Annotated in this window: 19 protein-coding genes; all 19 read left to right on the top strand. The window is 28.9% G+C overall.

Features of this window, described 5'->3' with window-relative positions:
* Positions 1–2 precede the first annotated feature (2 nt).
* The 19 genes from ACU68Y_RS01950 to ACU68Y_RS01860 all read left to right on the top strand — a co-directional run bounded on the left by ACU68Y_RS01950 (position 3) and on the right by ACU68Y_RS01860 (position 17,273).
* Complete coding sequence (locus tag ACU68Y_RS01950; protein WP_002837908.1) at positions 3–431, top strand: SoxR reducing system RseC family protein; 429 nt, start codon at positions 3–5, stop codon at positions 429–431.
* Entirely contained in the window at positions 424–1,662 is a 1,239-nt protein-coding gene (locus ACU68Y_RS01945) for a serine hydroxymethyltransferase (RefSeq protein ID WP_012290667.1), read from the top strand. The genes ACU68Y_RS01950 and ACU68Y_RS01945 overlap by 8 nt, the downstream gene beginning before the upstream one ends.
* A gap of 110 nt (positions 1,663–1,772) precedes the next feature.
* Positions 1,773–3,089: a ribosome biogenesis GTPase Der gene (der, locus tag ACU68Y_RS01940; protein ID WP_002837923.1), complete on the top strand. Its 1,317-nt coding sequence runs from the start codon at positions 1,773–1,775 to the stop codon at positions 3,087–3,089.
* Entirely contained in the window at positions 3,089–3,685 is a 597-nt protein-coding gene (plsY, locus tag ACU68Y_RS01935; RefSeq protein ID WP_094225679.1) for a glycerol-3-phosphate 1-O-acyltransferase PlsY, read from the top strand. The genes der and plsY overlap by 1 nt, the downstream gene beginning before the upstream one ends.
* A 9-nt stretch (positions 3,686–3,694) precedes the next feature.
* A complete protein-coding gene (locus ACU68Y_RS01930) occupies positions 3,695–4,876 on the top strand; it encodes an acetate/propionate family kinase (RefSeq protein WP_002837914.1) in 1,182 nt (393 codons plus the stop codon).
* 94 nt (positions 4,877–4,970) lie between these two features.
* A complete protein-coding gene (gene rpmF, locus ACU68Y_RS01925) occupies positions 4,971–5,159 on the top strand; it encodes a 50S ribosomal protein L32 (protein WP_002837903.1) in 189 nt (62 codons plus the stop codon).
* 95 nt (positions 5,160–5,254) lie between these two features.
* A complete protein-coding gene (gene plsX, locus ACU68Y_RS01920; protein WP_446755278.1) occupies positions 5,255–6,226 on the top strand; it encodes a phosphate acyltransferase PlsX in 972 nt (323 codons plus the stop codon).
* Positions 6,219–6,455 carry an acyl carrier protein gene (locus ACU68Y_RS01915; protein WP_002837912.1) on the top strand — a complete coding sequence of 79 codons (237 nt, stop codon included), beginning with the start codon at positions 6,219–6,221 and terminating at the stop codon, positions 6,453–6,455. Before plsX ends, ACU68Y_RS01915 begins: the two co-directional genes overlap by 8 nt.
* 2 nt (positions 6,456–6,457) lie before the next feature.
* Positions 6,458–7,174, top strand: coding sequence for a ribonuclease III (rnc, locus tag ACU68Y_RS01910; protein WP_002837934.1), 717 nt, complete (start codon positions 6,458–6,460; stop codon positions 7,172–7,174).
* A complete protein-coding gene (locus ACU68Y_RS01905; protein WP_446755277.1) occupies positions 7,167–8,243 on the top strand; it encodes an elongator complex protein 3 in 1,077 nt (358 codons plus the stop codon). Before rnc ends, ACU68Y_RS01905 begins: the two co-directional genes overlap by 8 nt.
* Positions 8,234–11,737, top strand: a complete 3,504-nt coding sequence (smc, locus tag ACU68Y_RS01900) for a chromosome segregation protein SMC (protein ID WP_446755276.1) — start codon at positions 8,234–8,236, stop codon at positions 11,735–11,737. The genes ACU68Y_RS01905 and smc overlap by 10 nt, the downstream gene beginning before the upstream one ends.
* On the top strand, positions 11,731–12,867 hold the full coding sequence (gene ftsY, locus ACU68Y_RS01895; RefSeq protein WP_446755275.1) for a signal recognition particle-docking protein FtsY: 1,137 nt from the start codon (positions 11,731–11,733) through the stop codon (positions 12,865–12,867). Before smc ends, ftsY begins: the two co-directional genes overlap by 7 nt.
* 50 nt (positions 12,868–12,917) lie before the next feature.
* The gene (locus ACU68Y_RS01890; RefSeq protein WP_002837875.1) at positions 12,918–13,250 is read left to right on the top strand and encodes an Asp23/Gls24 family envelope stress response protein; all 333 of its coding nucleotides are present in this window, start codon (positions 12,918–12,920) and stop codon (positions 13,248–13,250) included.
* A gap of 40 nt (positions 13,251–13,290) precedes the next feature.
* Complete coding sequence (gene nusB / locus ACU68Y_RS01885) at positions 13,291–13,704, top strand: transcription antitermination factor NusB (RefSeq protein WP_002836525.1); 414 nt, start codon at positions 13,291–13,293, stop codon at positions 13,702–13,704.
* The gene (gene xseA, locus ACU68Y_RS01880) at positions 13,691–15,025 is read left to right on the top strand and encodes an exodeoxyribonuclease VII large subunit (protein ID WP_446755274.1); all 1,335 of its coding nucleotides are present in this window, start codon (positions 13,691–13,693) and stop codon (positions 15,023–15,025) included. The genes nusB and xseA overlap by 14 nt, the downstream gene beginning before the upstream one ends.
* Positions 15,018–15,254: an exodeoxyribonuclease VII small subunit gene (xseB, locus tag ACU68Y_RS01875; protein ID WP_012290659.1), complete on the top strand. Its 237-nt coding sequence runs from the start codon at positions 15,018–15,020 to the stop codon at positions 15,252–15,254. The genes xseA and xseB overlap by 8 nt, the downstream gene beginning before the upstream one ends.
* Positions 15,247–16,056 carry a polyprenyl synthetase family protein gene (locus tag ACU68Y_RS01870; protein ID WP_446755273.1) on the top strand — a complete coding sequence of 270 codons (810 nt, stop codon included), beginning with the start codon at positions 15,247–15,249 and terminating at the stop codon, positions 16,054–16,056. Before xseB ends, ACU68Y_RS01870 begins: the two co-directional genes overlap by 8 nt.
* A 1-nt stretch (position 16,057) precedes the next feature.
* Positions 16,058–16,816 carry a TlyA family RNA methyltransferase gene (locus tag ACU68Y_RS01865; protein WP_446755272.1) on the top strand — a complete coding sequence of 253 codons (759 nt, stop codon included), beginning with the start codon at positions 16,058–16,060 and terminating at the stop codon, positions 16,814–16,816.
* A gap of 4 nt (positions 16,817–16,820) precedes the next feature.
* Entirely contained in the window at positions 16,821–17,273 is a 453-nt protein-coding gene (locus ACU68Y_RS01860) for an arginine repressor (RefSeq protein WP_002836519.1), read from the top strand.
* Positions 17,274–17,277: the final 4 nt, after the last annotated feature.

Below are 17,277 nucleotides of genomic sequence, written 5' to 3'. Positions count from 1 at the left end.
TTATGGCAAAAGAAGGAATGGTTATAAAAACTGAATCTACCAAAGCATCTGTTCTAATTACTAGAAAAGGTGCATGTGGTGGCGAAGGCTGCAGCAAATGTTCGGGTTGTGAACATCAAACACAAGTTATCGAATGTGCAAATTATATAAGTGCAAAGGTAGGAGATAGAGTCCAAATTTCTGGTGACGATTCTTCTATGCTTAAATATACTGCGTTGCTGTATCTAGTGCCTTTAACATTTTTCCTAATTGCTCTTATATCATCTTATTCTATTTTAGAAAATAAGATAGGAAATTTTGAATTAGCATCTTTCGGTATAGGGCTAGTAGGATTACTAATTGGCTATATAATTGTAAAATTTATAGATAAAAAATTTGTTGATAAGGACTTAGTTCATATCACGAAAATAATTGGAGGTTTGTATGAATAATTGTAGACAAAATTTAGAGAATTTTGATCCAGAGGTTTTCGGATATCTTAATGATGAAATCAAAAGACAAGAAGAACATATTGAATTGATAGCTTCAGAAAACTTTGTTTCAAAAGCAGTACTTGAAACTATGGGAACTGAATTAACTAACAAATATGCTGAAGGATATCCTGGTAAAAGATATTATGGCGGTTGTGAACATGTTGATAAAATAGAACAATTAGCTATAGATAGATTAAAAAAATTATTTAACGCAGATCATGCTAACGTTCAACCTCATTGCGGTGCCAATGCTAATATTGCTGTATATGTTGCAGTGTTAAAACCTGGTGACACAGTATTGGGTATGAGATTAACAGAAGGTGGACACTTAACTCACGGATCACCAGTAAATATGTCTGGTAAATTCTATAACTTCGTAGATTACGGGGTAGATCCTGAAACTGGAACTATCGACTATGAAAACGTTCGTGAGCTAGCTTTAAAGCATAAACCAAAATTAATCGTAGCTGGTGCATCAGCTTATCCAAGAATTATAGATTTCAAAAAATTCAGAGAAATTGCAGATGAAGTTGGCGCTTATTTAATGGTAGACATGGCTCATATTGCTGGATTAGTAGCTACAGGGGATCATCCAAGCCCAGTTCCTTATGCAGATTTTGTAACAACAACTACACACAAGACATTAAGAGGACCAAGAGGTGGAGCTATTCTTTGCAAAGAAGAACATAAAAAATTACTAGATAAATCAGTGTTCCCAGGATTCCAAGGTGGTCCATTAGAACACATTATCGCAGCAAAAGCAGTATGCTTTAAAGAAGATTTACAACCTGAATTCAAAGAATACACTCATCAAATTTTGAAGAATGCAAAAGCAATGGAAAAAGTTTTCTTAGATAATGATGTAAGATTAGTTTCTGGTGGTACAGACAATCACTTATTATTAATCGACTGCAGAAGCTTCGGTATGACAGGTAAAGAAGCTGAAAATGTATTGAGTGAAGTTAATATTACAACTAATAAGAATACTATTCCAAACGATCCTGAAACACCATTTGTAACTAGTGGTATAAGAATTGGTACTCCAGCTATTACAACTAGAGGTTTGAAAGAAGCAGAAGCTACAAAAGTTGCTGAATTTATGATAGATGCATTAAAGAAACGCAGACCTGCTGAAGAAATCAAAAATGATGTTGTTGAATTGATGAAACAATTCCCAATCAATAGATAAAATTTCAAGCTAATACTAGACTAATGTTTAGTATTAGCTTTATTTTTTGATGAATTATTGTATATTTGACACATTTTATGGTATCATTTATAGAGAAATGAGGTGATAACATGGCAAAACCAGTTGTTGCTATTGTAGGAAGAGCTAATGTAGGAAAATCTACATTGTTCAATAAATTAATTAAAAAAAGAATCGCCATAACTCAAGATGATCCAGGTGTTACAAGAGACAGATTGTACATGGAAGCTGAGTGGCAAAATAAATATTTTACAGTCGTAGACACGGGTGGTTTGGAACCAAAAAGTAATGAGATTATTACTAAAAATATAAAAAAACAAACTGAACTTGCTATTGAAACTGCAGATGTAATTTTGTTCATGGTAGATGGTAAACAAGGCATAACTCCAATTGATATGGAAGTTGCAGATATGCTTAGAAGAACAAAAAAGAGCGTAATTTTAGTTGTAAATAAAATTGACCATATCAAACAACAAGACAATGTTTATGACTTTTACAATCTAGGATTTTATGAAATATTTCCAATAAGTGCTTCTAATTCAATGGGACTTGGAGATTTACTTGAAGCTGTGGTGTCTAAATTTGATGATAATTCAAATACAGAATCTGATGATGATATTACGAAAGTTTGTCTGATTGGAAAACCGAATGTTGGTAAAAGTTCTTTAATCAACAACTTATTAAACGAAGAAAGAATGATAGTTACTGATATTGCAGGTACGACAAGAGATGCAATAGATTCCAAGATTAATTACAAAGGAAATGAGTATGTATTCATAGATACAGCAGGTCTAAGAAAAAGAAAAAAAATTGATACAGAAGTTGAAAGATACTCTGTTGTCAGGACTTTGTCAGCTATTGATAGGTCTGATATTTGCGTTCTAATGATAGATGCTACTGAAGGTGTCAGTGAACAAGATACTAAAATATTAGGGTATGCCCATGACCAAGGTAAAGCTATGATTATTCTTGTGAATAAGTGGGATCTTGTTGAAAAACAAACCAACACTATGAATGATTTCAAAAAAGATATACGAACAAAGTTAGGATTTGTAATGTATGTACCTATTGTTTTTATTAGTGTAAAAGAAAATAAAAGAATCGATACTTTGTTTACTGAAATCGAAAAAGTAGATAATAATTATTCTATGCGAATCAGTACAGGTGTTTTGAATGATGTAATATCAAAGGCTGTATTATTAAATCCGCCACCATCAGATAAAGGTGTTCGCTTGAAAATCTTTTATATTACTCAGATAGAAGCTAGACCACCGAAATTTTTGGTGTTTATCAACAGAAATGATTTGATGCATTTTTCGTACCAAAGATATATCGAAAATCAACTAAGAGAAAACTTCAGCTTTGAAGGTGTTCCATTGCAATTTGAATTTAAGACTAGGGGAAAATAGTGAATTATTTATATTTAATAATCCTTGGTATAGTATGTTATTTTATAGGTAATATTAGTGGATCTATTGCTATTTCAAAGTTGGTTTACAAACAAGATATAAGAAACTATGGAAGTAAAAACGCAGGAGCAACTAACGCTTTGAGAGTGTATGGAGTAAAGGTTGGTTTAGCAACATTTTTGATAGATTTTTTCAAAGGATTATTGTGTGCGTATTTAGGCTTTAAATTTTATGGAAGTTTAGGTATACTAATATGTGGGCTTTTGTGTGTAATAGGACATATATTACCAGTTTTATATAATTTTAAAGGTGGCAAAGGCATCGCTACATCTTTTGGTGTATTATTGTTTGCTCAACCTTTACAAGTTTTAATTTTATTAATATTGTTTTTAATAGTTGTACTTATGACCAAGTATGTTTCATTAGGAAGTGTATTGGGATGTATTTCAGCTGTTATATATGGATTAATTTACATCAGAAAAGACTTTTACATTGGTTTAATTTATATTTTGCTCGGAATAATTTCATTATTTAAGCATAGATCAAATATAAATAGACTGATTCATGGAAAAGAAAGTAAATTAGGTAAAAATTAGGAGGAAAAAATGAAAGTATTAGTAATCAATTGTGGTAGTTCTTCATTAAAATATCAATTATTTGATATGACTGATGAAAGTGTATTATGTAAAGGATTAGTAGAAAGAATTGGAATCGAAGGTTCTAAATTAACTCATAAAGTTAATGGGGAAAAATTAGTAGTAGAAGAACCAATGAAAGATCACACTGAAGCTATTAACCATGTTTTCGATGCTTTATTAGACGAAAAATATGGTGTTATAAAGAGCTTAGATGAAGTTTCTGCTATTGGTCACAGAGTACTACACGGCGGTGACAAATTAACTGAATCTTGCATTATTGACGACAAAGTAAAAGACAAGATCAGAGAATTTATCAAATTTGGACCACTTCACAATCCAGCTAACTTAATGGGAATTGAAGCCTGTGAAAAATTAGCTCCTGGAAAGAAAAATATAGCTGTATTTGATACTGCATTCCATCAAACAATGCCAGCTAAAACATTCATGTATGCTATTCCTTACGAATACTATGAAGATTACAGATTAAGAAAATTCGGATTCCACGGAACAAGCCACAGATATATTACTTTAAGAACTCAACAATTATTAGGCAAAGAAGATATTAACATTATAACAGTTCACTTAGGTAATGGTTCATCTATAGCAGCTGTTAAAAATGGAAAATGCTATGATACATCAATGGGACTTACACCATTGGAAGGTCTTTTAATGGGAACTAGAAGTGGAGATTTGGATCCAACAGTAATGACATTCTTAATGAACGAAAAAGGATATTCAGCTGATGAAATGAACCAAATTTTAAATAAAAAATCTGGTGTATTAGGAGTTTCTGGAATTAGTTCAGACTTTAGAGACTTAGAAGAAGAAGCTGAAAAAGGAAATGATAGAGCTCAATTAGCACTTGATATGTTTATTGAAAGAGTAAAGAGATATATTGGTGGATATATGGCTGAATTAGGTCACGTTGATGCAATTTGCTTCGCTGGTGGTATCGGAGAAAATTCTTCATCAATGAGAAAAGATATCTTAGATACATTTGAAGAATTAGGCGTTAAATTAGATCTAGAAAAGAACAACACTCGTGAAGAAGCTTTAATATCAGCTGATGATTCAAAAGTTAAAGTTTATGTTGTTCCAACTAATGAAGAATTAATGATTGCTAGAGACACTTTAGAACTAGCAAAATAATAATATTTTTATTGACAACTTAACATTATTATATTATAATTAACTACGTTGTTTGTATAAATTTTAAGGACTGAAGTCCTTAAGGAGGTGTAGCATGGCAGTACCAAAGAGAAAAACTTCTAAAACTAGAAGAGATAAAAGAAGAGCTTCTTCGTATAAATTACCAAGAGTTACTATAACTACATGTCCTAATTGTGGATCTCCAAAATTACCTCACAGAGTATGTAAAGAATGTGGGCATTATGATGGAAAACAAGTTGTAGATAATTCAGAACAAAACTAATCAAAAGAGAGCCGTTTAATTAATATTAAGCGGCTTTTTTATTTGTTTGATGTTATAACATACAATATTGTGATAGAATATACTAGAGGTGAAGTATGAAAATTTTATTAGATACTTTGGGTTCCGATAAGGGAGCATCAGAATTAATAGAAGGAGCTATAATGGCCCTTGAACAAAAAAATTTTAACTTGACAATAGTAGGAAATGAAGAAGAAAACAAAAAAATTGTAAATAATAGATTCGAAGATAAAATAGATTTTGTAAATGCTACAGAAACTATTGAAAATAATGAATCTCCAACAAAAGCAATAAGATCCAAAAAAGATTCAAGTATGAGGAAATGTTTTGATTTACTAAACGAAGATTACGATGGATTTTTATCGACAGGATCTACAGGAGCTTTGTTGACGGGGGCTACTCTAATAACGAAAAGGCTTGATAATGTATCTAGACCTTGTTTAATGGTAATAATACCTAGCTTAAAGGGTGAAGTAGTGGTATTAGATGTAGGCGCAAATGTTGATGTGACATCTGACTTATTAGAACAATTTGCAAAAATGGGATATGTTTATTCCAAAAATATTTTAGGAAAAGAAGATTGCAAAGTAGGCTTATTAAACATAGGAGTCGAAGAACATAAGGGAGATTCATTAAGGCTAGAAACATACCAAAAATTATCAAATTATCCTTACTTCAAAGGAAATGTTGAAGCGAGAGATGTATTAAAAGGTGATTTTGATGTTGTGGTGACTGATGGTTTTTCAGGAAATATTCTTTTAAAAACAATAGAAGGATCTGTTGAGTTTATAAAAACAATAGCTAAATCAAAATTATCTAAGCTTGATGAAAAATCACAACAAACTATTATTCCAATGATAAAATCAATGAGTTCGGGAATTGATTATAACAGTGTAGGTTCAGCACCATTTTTAGGAACTAAAAAGCCTGTATTTAAAGCTCATGGTTCATCAAATAGGAATGCTATTATGTCTGGTATTTTAACTTTGATAAAATTTATTGAAGAAGATGTTACGGATAAATTAAAAAAGGAGTTAACTAATGAATAAAGAAATTTATGAAAAAGTTGTTGAAGGGTTGAAAAACGAATTTAACAGAGATGATATAGACGAAAAAACAAGATTTGTAGAAGATTTACAAGCAGACTCAGTACGTTTACTAGAAATAGTGATGGACGTAGAAGAAGAATTTGATATAGAGCTTGATGACGAAAAATTATCAGAATTAAAAAATGTAGAAGATGTAGTTAATGAGATCGAAAGGGCACAAGGAAAATAAAAGTGGATAAAGCTAGAATTGAAAAGCTACATGAACTAGAAGAAAAATTAGATTACAGGTTTACAGATATTAATCTGTTAAACCTGGCTTTTTTTCATAGCTCATATGGCAATGAGAACAAGGCATATAAAAATATTTCTAATGAAAGATTAGAATTCTTAGGAGATTCAGTCTTAGATTTAGTAGTCAGTGATTTCTTATATAATAGTAAATCTTCATTAAAAGAAGGTGCTATGACTAAGATTAGAAGTCAAATGGTATGTGAAAAATCTTTTTCAAATATGGCTAAATATTTAGAATTAGGTAAATACTTAATGATGGGCCATGGTGAATTTATTTCGGGTGGAAGCGAAAAACCTAGTGTACTTGCCGACACATTTGAAGCAGTATTTGGTGCTATATATTTAGATTCTGGTTATGAATCGGCTTTTAAAATTGTAGAAAATAAGTTTAAAAGTCTATTCATAGCTGAAATAGAAACAAAGTCTAGTTTTATTGATTATAAGACTATGCTACAAGAAAACAATCAAAAAAAGTCGAGAGATAAATTAAAATATAAGATTGTTAAAGAAGAAGGACCGGATCACGATAAGAAATTCTATGTTGATGTTTATGAAGGTAATTTAGTAATCGGTTCTGGATTTGGGTCTTCAAAAAAACATGCAGAACAGGACGCTGCAAGAAATGCCTTGATTAAGTTAAGGGTTATAGATGAGTAAAAAAAATTACATTGTTTCATTGTTTATACCTCATCTAGGTTGTCCCAATGATTGTATTTTTTGCAATCAACGTAAAATAACAAATTATGTTGAAGTTGTTAAAAAAGATGAGATACGAGACGAAATTAAAAGCCAACTTGCAAACTTTCCAGATAAGTCTCAAGAGCAAATCCAAATAGCTTTCTACGGTGGATCATTTACAGGTATTGAAGAATCTGCGATGATTGACTATTTAAAAATTGCTAATGAATTTATTGAAGACGGTAAAGTTAGATCAATAAGACTTTCAACAAGACCTGATTACATTGATGAACATATTTTAAATATTCTTAAAGAATTTAACGTAGAAACCATAGAATTGGGAGTTCAATCAATGGTTAACAGTGTATTAGATGCTAATTTAAGATGCCATAATAGTAGTTGCGTTAAGATGTCTACGAAGCTTATCAAATCATTTGGATTTAAATTGGGGCTTCAAATGATGACAGGTTTATACAAGTCTACATCTGAGATGGACATGTATACCGCAGAAGAATTAATTAAGTTAAAGCCAGATTTCGTAAGAATATATCCAACTTTGGTGATTAAAAACACAATGCTCGAAACTTATACTAATAAGAATAAATATATTCCTGAAAATTTACATGATTCGGTAGAAAATAGTACCAAAATATATTTGAAATTTATTAACGCCAACATACCGGTTATTAGACTAGGTTTATTAAATACTGATAACATAAAAGAAGGCGAAGATGTAATTGCAGGAGCAATTCATCCGAATTACAGACAACTTGTAGAAGATAATTTGTACAGGAAAGTTGTAGATTATATTTTAGAAGATAATAATCCTGAAACTTTAGAAATACATGTAAAGCCAAATATATTAAATAATTTTGTTGGATATAATGGAGAAAATAAAAAATATTTTTCAGAGAAATATGGATTTAAAAATATAAAATATTGCAATTCAGATAATAATTTTATATTGATAAATCACACTAATCGAGTTGATATTGATTTGAAAAATATATTTATAAATATCGAAAAAGAGGTAAGTCTATGGGATTAAAATCGGTTGAAATACAAGGTTTTAAATCTTTTAAAGATAAAATAAAATTGAATTTTGATAATCCCATTACAGCAATTGTTGGGCCAAATGGCAGTGGGAAGTCAAATATTTCCGACGCCATATTATGGGTTTTAGGAGAACAATCTGCAAAAAATTTACGTGGTAATAAAATGCAGGATGTTATATTTGCAGGAACCCAAAAGGAAAAAGCTGTTAACTTTGCACAAGTTTCGATTACATTTGAAAATGACTTATGGAAAGACATTGATTATCAAGAAATCACTGTAACTAGAAGAGTTTTCCGAACGGGCGAGAGTGAGTATTATATCAATAAAAACCAAGTACGTTTGAAAGATGTTAAGGAACTATTTTTAAATACAGGAATCGGAAAAGAAGGATATTCTGTAATAGGTCAAGGTAAAATCGATGAAATTTTGTCATCAAAAAGTGAAGATAGAAGAGAATTATTCGAAGAGGCATCTGGAATTTCTAAACAAAAATATATCAAAGAACAAAGTGTAAAAAAGCTAGAGCAAACTAATGAAAATTTACTAAGAATTGAAGATATACTTGTTTCCCAAATTGATAGATTAAAATATTTAGAAAAAGAAAGCAGCAAAGCTAAAAAAGGTATGGTTCTAGAAGAACAACTAAAAGAGATGGAAATCCAAAAAGCTATATTGGATATCGAAAAGCTTTCTATAACATTAAGTGATGTCATCGATAAAAAAGAAATTAATGACCAAAGTTTAATCGAAATAAAATCTAAACTCGTAGAATATGAAAACAAAAGAAATGAACTATTGGAAAATATAAATAAGATTGATATTGATGTAGAATTAAAGATTTCTAATTTGAATGATATTAAAAGTCAAAAAATAAAAAATGAATCAGATATTCAATTGAATGATGAAAGACTTAAAAATAGCAAATCAGAATTAGAAAGATTAACAGAAGAAAATGAGAATTCTTCATTAGAAGTTAAAAATTTAATTACAAAAATTGATAACTTAAGAAAAACAATAGAAGATTCTGAAAAAAAGATTGAAGAAATAAATTCTAATTTAGAAACATACAACATTGATGATTTTGAAAACGAACTTAATATAAAAAAACAATTAAGCGAAAAGAAATCCGAAGACTTAAATAGACTACAATCAATTTACACGCAACATATCATAGAAAAATCTTCACGAGATGCTATTGAAAAAGAAAGATTAAAGGAAATATCAGAGATAAGAAAGCACAAAGAAGAATCTGAATTAAAATTAAATCGATTAGAAGAAGAATTACGAAATTATGAAACAATCATAAGAGATTATGATAAAAGTTTGGATAATTTAAATAATGATAAAGAGCAAATCTCTAGCATTATAAATGAAAAAGAAGAATATTTACTGAACCTAAGAGACAAATTATCTAGCTTAAAAGAAGAATCTATAACTAACAAAAACAAATATTTGTTTTTGAAAAATACTATAGATAATCATGAAGGATACAATTTCACTGTTCAAAATTTCTTTAAAAAATTAAATAACAAATTACATGAGAAAGTAATCGGAACCCTCGGAGATTTGATAAGTGTTGACAAAAAGTACGAGAAATCTGTAGACGCTATAATGTCATCAGCTTTTCAAAATATCATAGTTAGAAATGAAAATGATGGCAAGGAATTAATTAATTTTTTGAAAGTTAATAAGATTGGTAGGCTAACATTTTTACCTTTGAATAAAATAAAACCAAGAAATCTAAATTATGTAAATGACAATTTAGTTCTTGGCCACTTGAATCAGTTTATAAAATCAGATGAAAAGTATCGAGATATTATTGATTATTTTGCACAGAAAACACTTGTAACTGAGAACATGGATGATGCAATCTCTGTTAGTTCTAGATACAAAAACTTTAGAATAGTTACATTAGACGGAGACATCATTAATAGTTGGGGATCGATGGTAGGTGGATATAAAAAACCATCCAATTACTCTATACTTTCTACAAAAAATAGCTTGAATACAGCTAAATCTATATATGAAAATTGTGTTAATGAATACAACACTTTGAAAAAATCTTATGATGAAAATATCGATATAATTGATAAAAACAAATGTGATTTGGAGATTATTGTAGATAAGATAGGAAAATTACGAAATGAAATAGATGATAGTAATAGCAATATAAAAGACAAGCAGTTTGAGATTAAATATTTGAAATCTAATATTAATGATTTTAATCTTAAATTGGATACAAATACTTCACAAACTGAAGTTGACGATTTACAAGAAACTGATTTAAAAAATCAAATTAATGAATTAGAATGTGATTTAAAAACTATAAATGTTGAAATAGAAAAATTACAAGAAAAATACAACTCAGACAAAATGAATATGATTAGTTTGAAATCAGAATACTCTTCTAATAAAAGAGATTTGAATATATTTAATAATCAGCTAAATGACGCAATAATTCGAAAAGATTATTTGGAAGATAACATAAAATCCAATTCTATTAAAATAGATGAAATTAATAAAAATATCTCGCAATATACGATAAATAGAAATGATATAGAATCCAAAACAGTAGATTATGATGATGTAATTTCTAAATTGAACAGTGAGATATTAGATATGAAATCAAGCTTAAATGATTTCAAAGCAAGTTTATCTAGTATTGAGCAATCTATTTACGATTCAAATGCAAGTGTTCAAAAAACAGAAATTAATAATAACTCATTAATAGAGAAAGCTTTAAATACAACAGAGAAGTTAAATAATATCAAAATAGATATTAATGAGCTTTATGATATTAATATAGATACAATAGATTCTAATCCTGATATTAAAATAAGTCAGAAAGAAATCAATAAAATTACTAATGATTTAAGAAATATTGGATCATTTTCCGTAGATAGTATACAAGAATATGAATCAGTAAAAAGAGAATTTGACTTTATGACAAAAAACAAAAATGATTTAATTGAATCAAGAGAAGATATCATGAGCGCAATTAATAAGCTTAACAGAGAAATGAAAGAAGTGTTCACAAAGAAATTTGAAGAAATTAATACTAAATTTGTGGCAATTTTCAAGCAGCTATTTAATGGAGGTTATGCCAGTCTTAAATTGACTGAGGACGATGTGCTTAACTCAGGGATTGAAATAACAGCTCAACCGCCTGGGAAAAAACTTCAAAGCCTAAACTTATTATCTGGTGGCGAAAGATCCTTGACAGCGGTAGCTTTGCTTTTTGCTATCTTTGAGACAAGACCATCTTCTTTTTGTATATTAGACGAAATAGACGCTGCTTTGGATGAAATAAATATTAAAAGATACAAAGAATATTTAATTAAATTTAAAGAAAAAACTCAATTCATTATTATTACACATAGAAAGAGTACAATGGAAATAGCAAACATTTTATATGGAATAAGTATGGAAAAAGATGGAATATCTAAAATGATTAAATTAGATGTAGATAGGAGAGAGATATGCTAAATAAGTTCTTTGATAAGTTTAAGTCAAAAAAAGACGACGAAGAAATTAAAAATACAAAAGAAGATTTACAACAAGATGGATTAGAAACTGATCCATCAAATGAATATAAAGAAAACAGCGAAGAAATCATTGAAGATAAAAAAGAAGATTCTGAAGTTGATTACGAAACAAATACAGAACAAATAGAAGAAATTAGCGAAGAAAAAGAAGAAAGTAAGGAAGGATTTTTTGAAAAATTAAAAAACTCTTTACTTAAGACACGTGATAATATCTCTAATAAGATAGATCAAGTATTGGCTAATTATAGAACTGTTGATGAGGAATTATTCGAAGAAATTGAGGAAACTTTGATTTCAGCAGATATAGGCGTGGATACTACACTAAAAATTGTAGGTCAATTGCGAGATCAAGTAAAACTTAGAAATATTCAAGATCCAAGCAAAATAAAAAGTGTGTTAGCAGATATTTTAAAAGAAAATATAATTAATGAGAAAATAGACAATAATTTAAATGTAAATGAGAAAACTATTATTTTAGTAGTAGGCGTAAATGGTGTTGGGAAGACTACTACAATTGGTAAGTTAGCTATGAAGTATAAGAAAGATGGCAAAAAAGTTTTAATGGTTGCAGCTGATACTTTTAGAGCAGCAGCTATTGAACAGCTTACAGAATGGTCAAATAGAGCTAAAGTTGATATTATTAGCCATAAAGAAGGAGCTGATCCTGCTAGTGTTGTTTTTGATGGAGTAAACGCAATGAAAAGTAGGAACACAGATATTTTAATTTGTGATACAGCTGGAAGACTTCATAATAAAAAGAATTTAATGAACGAGTTGAATAAAATTAAAAGAGTTATTGAAAAAGAGTATCCAGAAGCAAAAAAGGAAATTTTACTTATTGTTGATGGTACAACTGGTCAAAATGCAATTATTCAAGCAAAAGAATTTATGAATGCAACAGATTTAACAGGAGCTATAATTACAAAACTTGATGGTACTGCAAAAGGTGGAATGATATTTCCACTAGAAATGGAATTAGGAATTCCAGTAAAATTCATCGGTATTGGTGAACAAGTTAATGATTTGGTAAAGTTCGAACCAGAAAAATTTATTGAAGCAATAATAAATTAAAATTGAATTTTTTTTCATTTTTTGATAAAATTTGTGTGTGGAGGAATAATATGAATAATAAATTTAATAACGGATCTGTAAAGATTTCTAATGACATAATTTCACTTATTGCAGCGGAAGCTTGCATGGAAGTTGAAGGTGTAAAAGCTATTATGACACCTCAATCAGAAAAAGTAAATATACAAAAAGGAGCTCAAAAATCAGTAATCATCGAAATTTTAGATAATGCTGTAAATGTTAGAGCTCATATTGAAGTAGATTCTGAATATAACATCAAGGATGTATGCTATAAGGTGCAAAAGAAAATAAAAGAAAATATCGGCATGATGACGGGGTTAGTTGTCATAAATGTAGATGTTGTTTGTGAGAAAATAAGTATTTAAAGTAACCCTCTAATCAGAGGGTTATTTTCATGGAGGAAATATGTCAAGAAGACAATCAAGAAAAAGTGCAATGCAATTAATCTATGAAATGAATATGAACGGAGATTATGATAAGCAAAGAATTGAAGAATTTTGCAAATATCAGAATATTAATAAAAATGATATTGAATTTTTCAAAGAAATTGTATTAAACTTTATCGAACATATTGATGACATAGTAAATATCATAGAAAATAATACAAAGCAATGGAATTTGGACAGAATTAATAAACTAGATTTATCAATTTTACAAGTTGGAGTTTGCGAAATTCTATACGTTGAAAGTACACCAGATAGTGTTGCTATTAATGAGGCAGTTGAATTAGCAAAAGAATATTCAACTGAAAAATCATACAGTTTTATAAATGGAATACTGGGCTCTGTGTTAAAGAGAAAAGAAAATGCAAGTTTATAGTGTAAAGGAAATATCTGATTATATTCAAAACACATTAAAGAAAGATCCGATTCTCTCTAACGTGTGGGTTGAAGGCGAGATTTCGAATTTTAATAAAAATATTTCGGGACATGTGTATTTTAGATTAAAAGATGAAAAGGCATTGATTTCTTGTATGATATTCAAAACGATGTCTCTTGCAAAGACTATAAATCTAAAGGATGGAGATAAAGTTCAGCTAAGAGGAAGTATAACAACATATCAGGGTTCAAGTACTTATCAACTACTTGTAAAAGAATGTAAAAAATCGGGAACTGGAGATCTTTTTCAAAAGTATTTAGAGTTAAAAGAAAAACTTGAGAAAGAAGGTTATTTTTCAGAGTTAACGAAAAAATCCATAACTAAATATCCTAAATCTATCGGAGTAATTACATCTTCTACAGGTGCTGCTGTAAATGATATTTGTAGAACAATAAAGAGGAGATATCCAATTTGCGACATATTGATATATCACTGTGTTGTCCAAGGAGAACAATCTGCCCAATCTATTATTGAAGGTATTAAATATATGGACGAGCAAAATTTAGATACTATGATTGTGGGAAGAGGCGGCGGAAGTTTTGAGAATTTAAATTCTTATAATGATGAAAATCTATTAAAAGCTATTTACAATGCAAAGACTCCTATTATCAGCGCTGTTGGTCACGAAAATGATTTTATGCTTTCTGATTTTGTAGCTGATTTAAGAGCATCTACTCCAACAGCTGCCGCTGAATTAGCAACAGCAGATTTTGAGGAATTAAAAATCTATTTACAAGAAAGTTACGCTAAAATAAATAGAATTTTATCAAGAAGATTTGAAGATGAAAATCAAGAATTAGAGTATTACGGGAAGCAGTTAGAATTTTTGGGTCCAAAAAATATAATTAAGGAACATATGGATAATCTTAAACAACTTAAAGATAATCTAAAGAAAGCTTATAAGAAAAATTTGGTAGATAAATACAATCAAGAATTAAATATTTATCACAAATTAAATTTGTTAAAACCTGACAAGTTATTATCTTTGGAAATTGACAAACTAAATAAAATTCGAATAACAATGATTAAAAATTTGATTTCAAATATTAGTTATAAAAAATTGATTTTAGATTCTTATAAGAATAATTTGTTGCATCTTAATCCAAGCACTATTTTAGAAAAGGGATATGCAAAAGTATTAAAAGATGATAAGAATATATCTTCTGTTGATGATGTCAAGAAGAATGATAATATTATTCTGATAATGAAAGATGGTAAACTTGATACACTTGTTCAAAATAAGGAGAAGTTCAATGAATGAATACAGAGAATATGACGAAGGATTAAAAAGACTTAGTGAAATCGTTGAAAAATTAGAAGATAGAGAGTTAAGCCTTGAAGAAAATATAAAGTTATACGAAGAAGGCATGAAACTTCACAAAAGATTAAGTTCTATTTTAAAAGAACAAGAAGGTAAAATGACCTTGATTAAGGATAACAAAGAAGAAGATTTTCAAATAAATATGCTTTTAAGTGATGATAATGAATAATAAGGAAATTGTAAAGTTAATTAACAATTCATTAAAAGACTTGAGTTTTTCCAATGATAAAATTGGGGAAGCAATGAAGTATACTCTAGTTGATGATGGAGCAAAAAGATTGAGACCTCTTTTGTTCTTGCTAACTTACCAGATGTTTAATGAATCTATTTCTGAACCTATGAATTATGCACTTGCAATAGAACTAATTCACAATTATTCATTAGTTCACGATGACTTGGAATGTATGGACAATGACGATTATAGAAGAGGAAAATTAACAGTTCATAAAAAATATGGAGAAGACATTGCAGTTTTAGTAGGAGACGCGTTACTAAATTACTCTTTTGAGGTTTTATCTGAATCAATTAAAAATGGAGTTGACGCTATGTGTGCAAATTATATCGTAAAGAAATCAGGTTGTTTCGGTATGATAAGAGGTCAACTATTAGATATTGACAGTGAAATTTCAAAAGATAATATTATTGAAATTTACGATAAGAAAACGTGTAATTTGCTTAAAGCATCTACTGTATCTGCTGGAATATTAAGTAAAGTTGACGATACTACTTTATTGAAACTTGAAAATTACGCATTTAACTTGGGAATGGCTTTTCAAATAATTGATGACATAATGGATTATGAAAATGATATAAAAATTAATAAAAAAACTTATGTGACTATTTTAGGAAAAGAAAAAGGTATTTATGCCGCAAATGAATACTCTCAAAAAGCCATAGATTGTATTAAGGATATTGATAATTCACAATCTTTGATTGAACTTACAAATAAATTATTAGACAGGAAATATTAATATGAGAATTGATGTGTATTTATGTGAAAACAAATTTGCGTCTTCTCGAACTAAAGCAAAAGCTCTAATTGAAAATGAACTGGTTTACTATCAAGAAAAATTAGTTAAGAAACCATCACTCGAGATAAATTCTGATGAAGTTGAGGTAAAAACACACACTGAATACGTTGGAAGAGGTGCTTTAAAACTTTTAAAAGCTTTTGAAGTATTTAATATTGGTGAACATGATTTGTGTTTAGACATAGGATCATCTACGGGTGGATTTACTCAGGTTCTATTACAAAACAATGCCAAAGAGGTCTATGCTATTGATGTCGGCGATAATCAAATGGTTGATGAAGTTAGACATGATAGCAGGGTTAAGTTATTTGAAAATACTAATTTTCGAAATATTAATGTAGATGAATACCCGAAATTTGATTTAATTGTATGTGATGTATCTTTTATATCATTGAAAATGATCATTCCAAATGCAGTTAAAATGCTAAAAAATGATGGAGAAATGGTGTTTTTGATAAAACCACAGTTTGAATTAAAGTCCAAAAATCATATAATTAATAATAAAAAGGAACACTTATCTATAATAAATGATATTAATAATTATCTAAATGATAAGGATTTGTTTATTTCTGAGATTATAAATAGTCCAATAAAAGGTAAAAGTGGAAATATAGAGTATTTAATCCATATCACAAATTTGGATAATAAAAATATTAAATTCGAAGATGTTGTAGAAACAGCATTTAATAAATTGAGGTAGAAAAATGAAAAAATACACAAGACAAAGATTAATTCTAGACTTAATAGAAGAAAATGAAATAAGAACTCAAGAAGAACTTTCTGATTATTTAGAAGCTCATGGGGTTAGAGCTACACAAGCTACTATTTCCAGAGACATAAAAGAATTGAGAATTTCGAAAGTTCAAACTAGAGAAGGCGAGTATCATTATGCAATAATTGATACTGTACACGATTCTTTAAACGAAAGATTAGATAAAATTTTTAGATCTGCAGTTTTAACTATCAAGCATAACGAAGATATGGTAATAATAAAAACTATATCTCACACTGCAACAGTATGTGGAATGGCAATTACAAATGCTAAATTAGATAATATTGCAGGAATACTAACAGGCAATGACACTATTTATATAACTGTTGAAGATAAATCAGGATTGGAAAAATTAGTATCAGAAATTAAATCAATAATTAGGTAAAAAA

The sequence above is a fragment of the Finegoldia sp. P1-F-LS genome (genome assembly GCF_052932205.1).
Note: the sequence above shows the minus strand (reverse complement) of the source record. Positions and strands in the feature narration are given on the sequence as shown.

Coding starts and splice junctions, on each gene's coding strand:
- ACU68Y_RS01950 (WP_002837908.1), top strand. CDS start 3: ATGGCAAAAGAAGGAATGGTTATAAAAACTGAATCTACCAAAGCATCT.
- ACU68Y_RS01945 (WP_012290667.1), top strand. CDS start 424: ATGAATAATTGTAGACAAAATTTAGAGAATTTTGATCCAGAGGTTTTC.
- der (WP_002837923.1), top strand. CDS start 1,773: ATGGCAAAACCAGTTGTTGCTATTGTAGGAAGAGCTAATGTAGGAAAA.
- ACU68Y_RS01930 (WP_002837914.1), top strand. CDS start 3,695: ATGAAAGTATTAGTAATCAATTGTGGTAGTTCTTCATTAAAATATCAA.
- rpmF (WP_002837903.1), top strand. CDS start 4,971: ATGGCAGTACCAAAGAGAAAAACTTCTAAAACTAGAAGAGATAAAAGA.
- plsX (WP_446755278.1), top strand. CDS start 5,255: ATGAAAATTTTATTAGATACTTTGGGTTCCGATAAGGGAGCATCAGAA.
- ACU68Y_RS01915 (WP_002837912.1), top strand. CDS start 6,219: ATGAATAAAGAAATTTATGAAAAAGTTGTTGAAGGGTTGAAAAACGAA.
- ACU68Y_RS01905 (WP_446755277.1), top strand. CDS start 7,167: ATGAGTAAAAAAAATTACATTGTTTCATTGTTTATACCTCATCTAGGT.
- smc (WP_446755276.1), top strand. CDS start 8,234: ATGGGATTAAAATCGGTTGAAATACAAGGTTTTAAATCTTTTAAAGAT.
- ftsY (WP_446755275.1), top strand. CDS start 11,731: ATGCTAAATAAGTTCTTTGATAAGTTTAAGTCAAAAAAAGACGACGAA.
- ACU68Y_RS01890 (WP_002837875.1), top strand. CDS start 12,918: ATGAATAATAAATTTAATAACGGATCTGTAAAGATTTCTAATGACATA.
- nusB (WP_002836525.1), top strand. CDS start 13,291: ATGTCAAGAAGACAATCAAGAAAAAGTGCAATGCAATTAATCTATGAA.
- xseA (WP_446755274.1), top strand. CDS start 13,691: ATGCAAGTTTATAGTGTAAAGGAAATATCTGATTATATTCAAAACACA.
- xseB (WP_012290659.1), top strand. CDS start 15,018: ATGAATGAATACAGAGAATATGACGAAGGATTAAAAAGACTTAGTGAA.
- ACU68Y_RS01870 (WP_446755273.1), top strand. CDS start 15,247: ATGAATAATAAGGAAATTGTAAAGTTAATTAACAATTCATTAAAAGAC.
- ACU68Y_RS01865 (WP_446755272.1), top strand. CDS start 16,058: ATGAGAATTGATGTGTATTTATGTGAAAACAAATTTGCGTCTTCTCGA.
- ACU68Y_RS01860 (WP_002836519.1), top strand. CDS start 16,821: ATGAAAAAATACACAAGACAAAGATTAATTCTAGACTTAATAGAAGAA.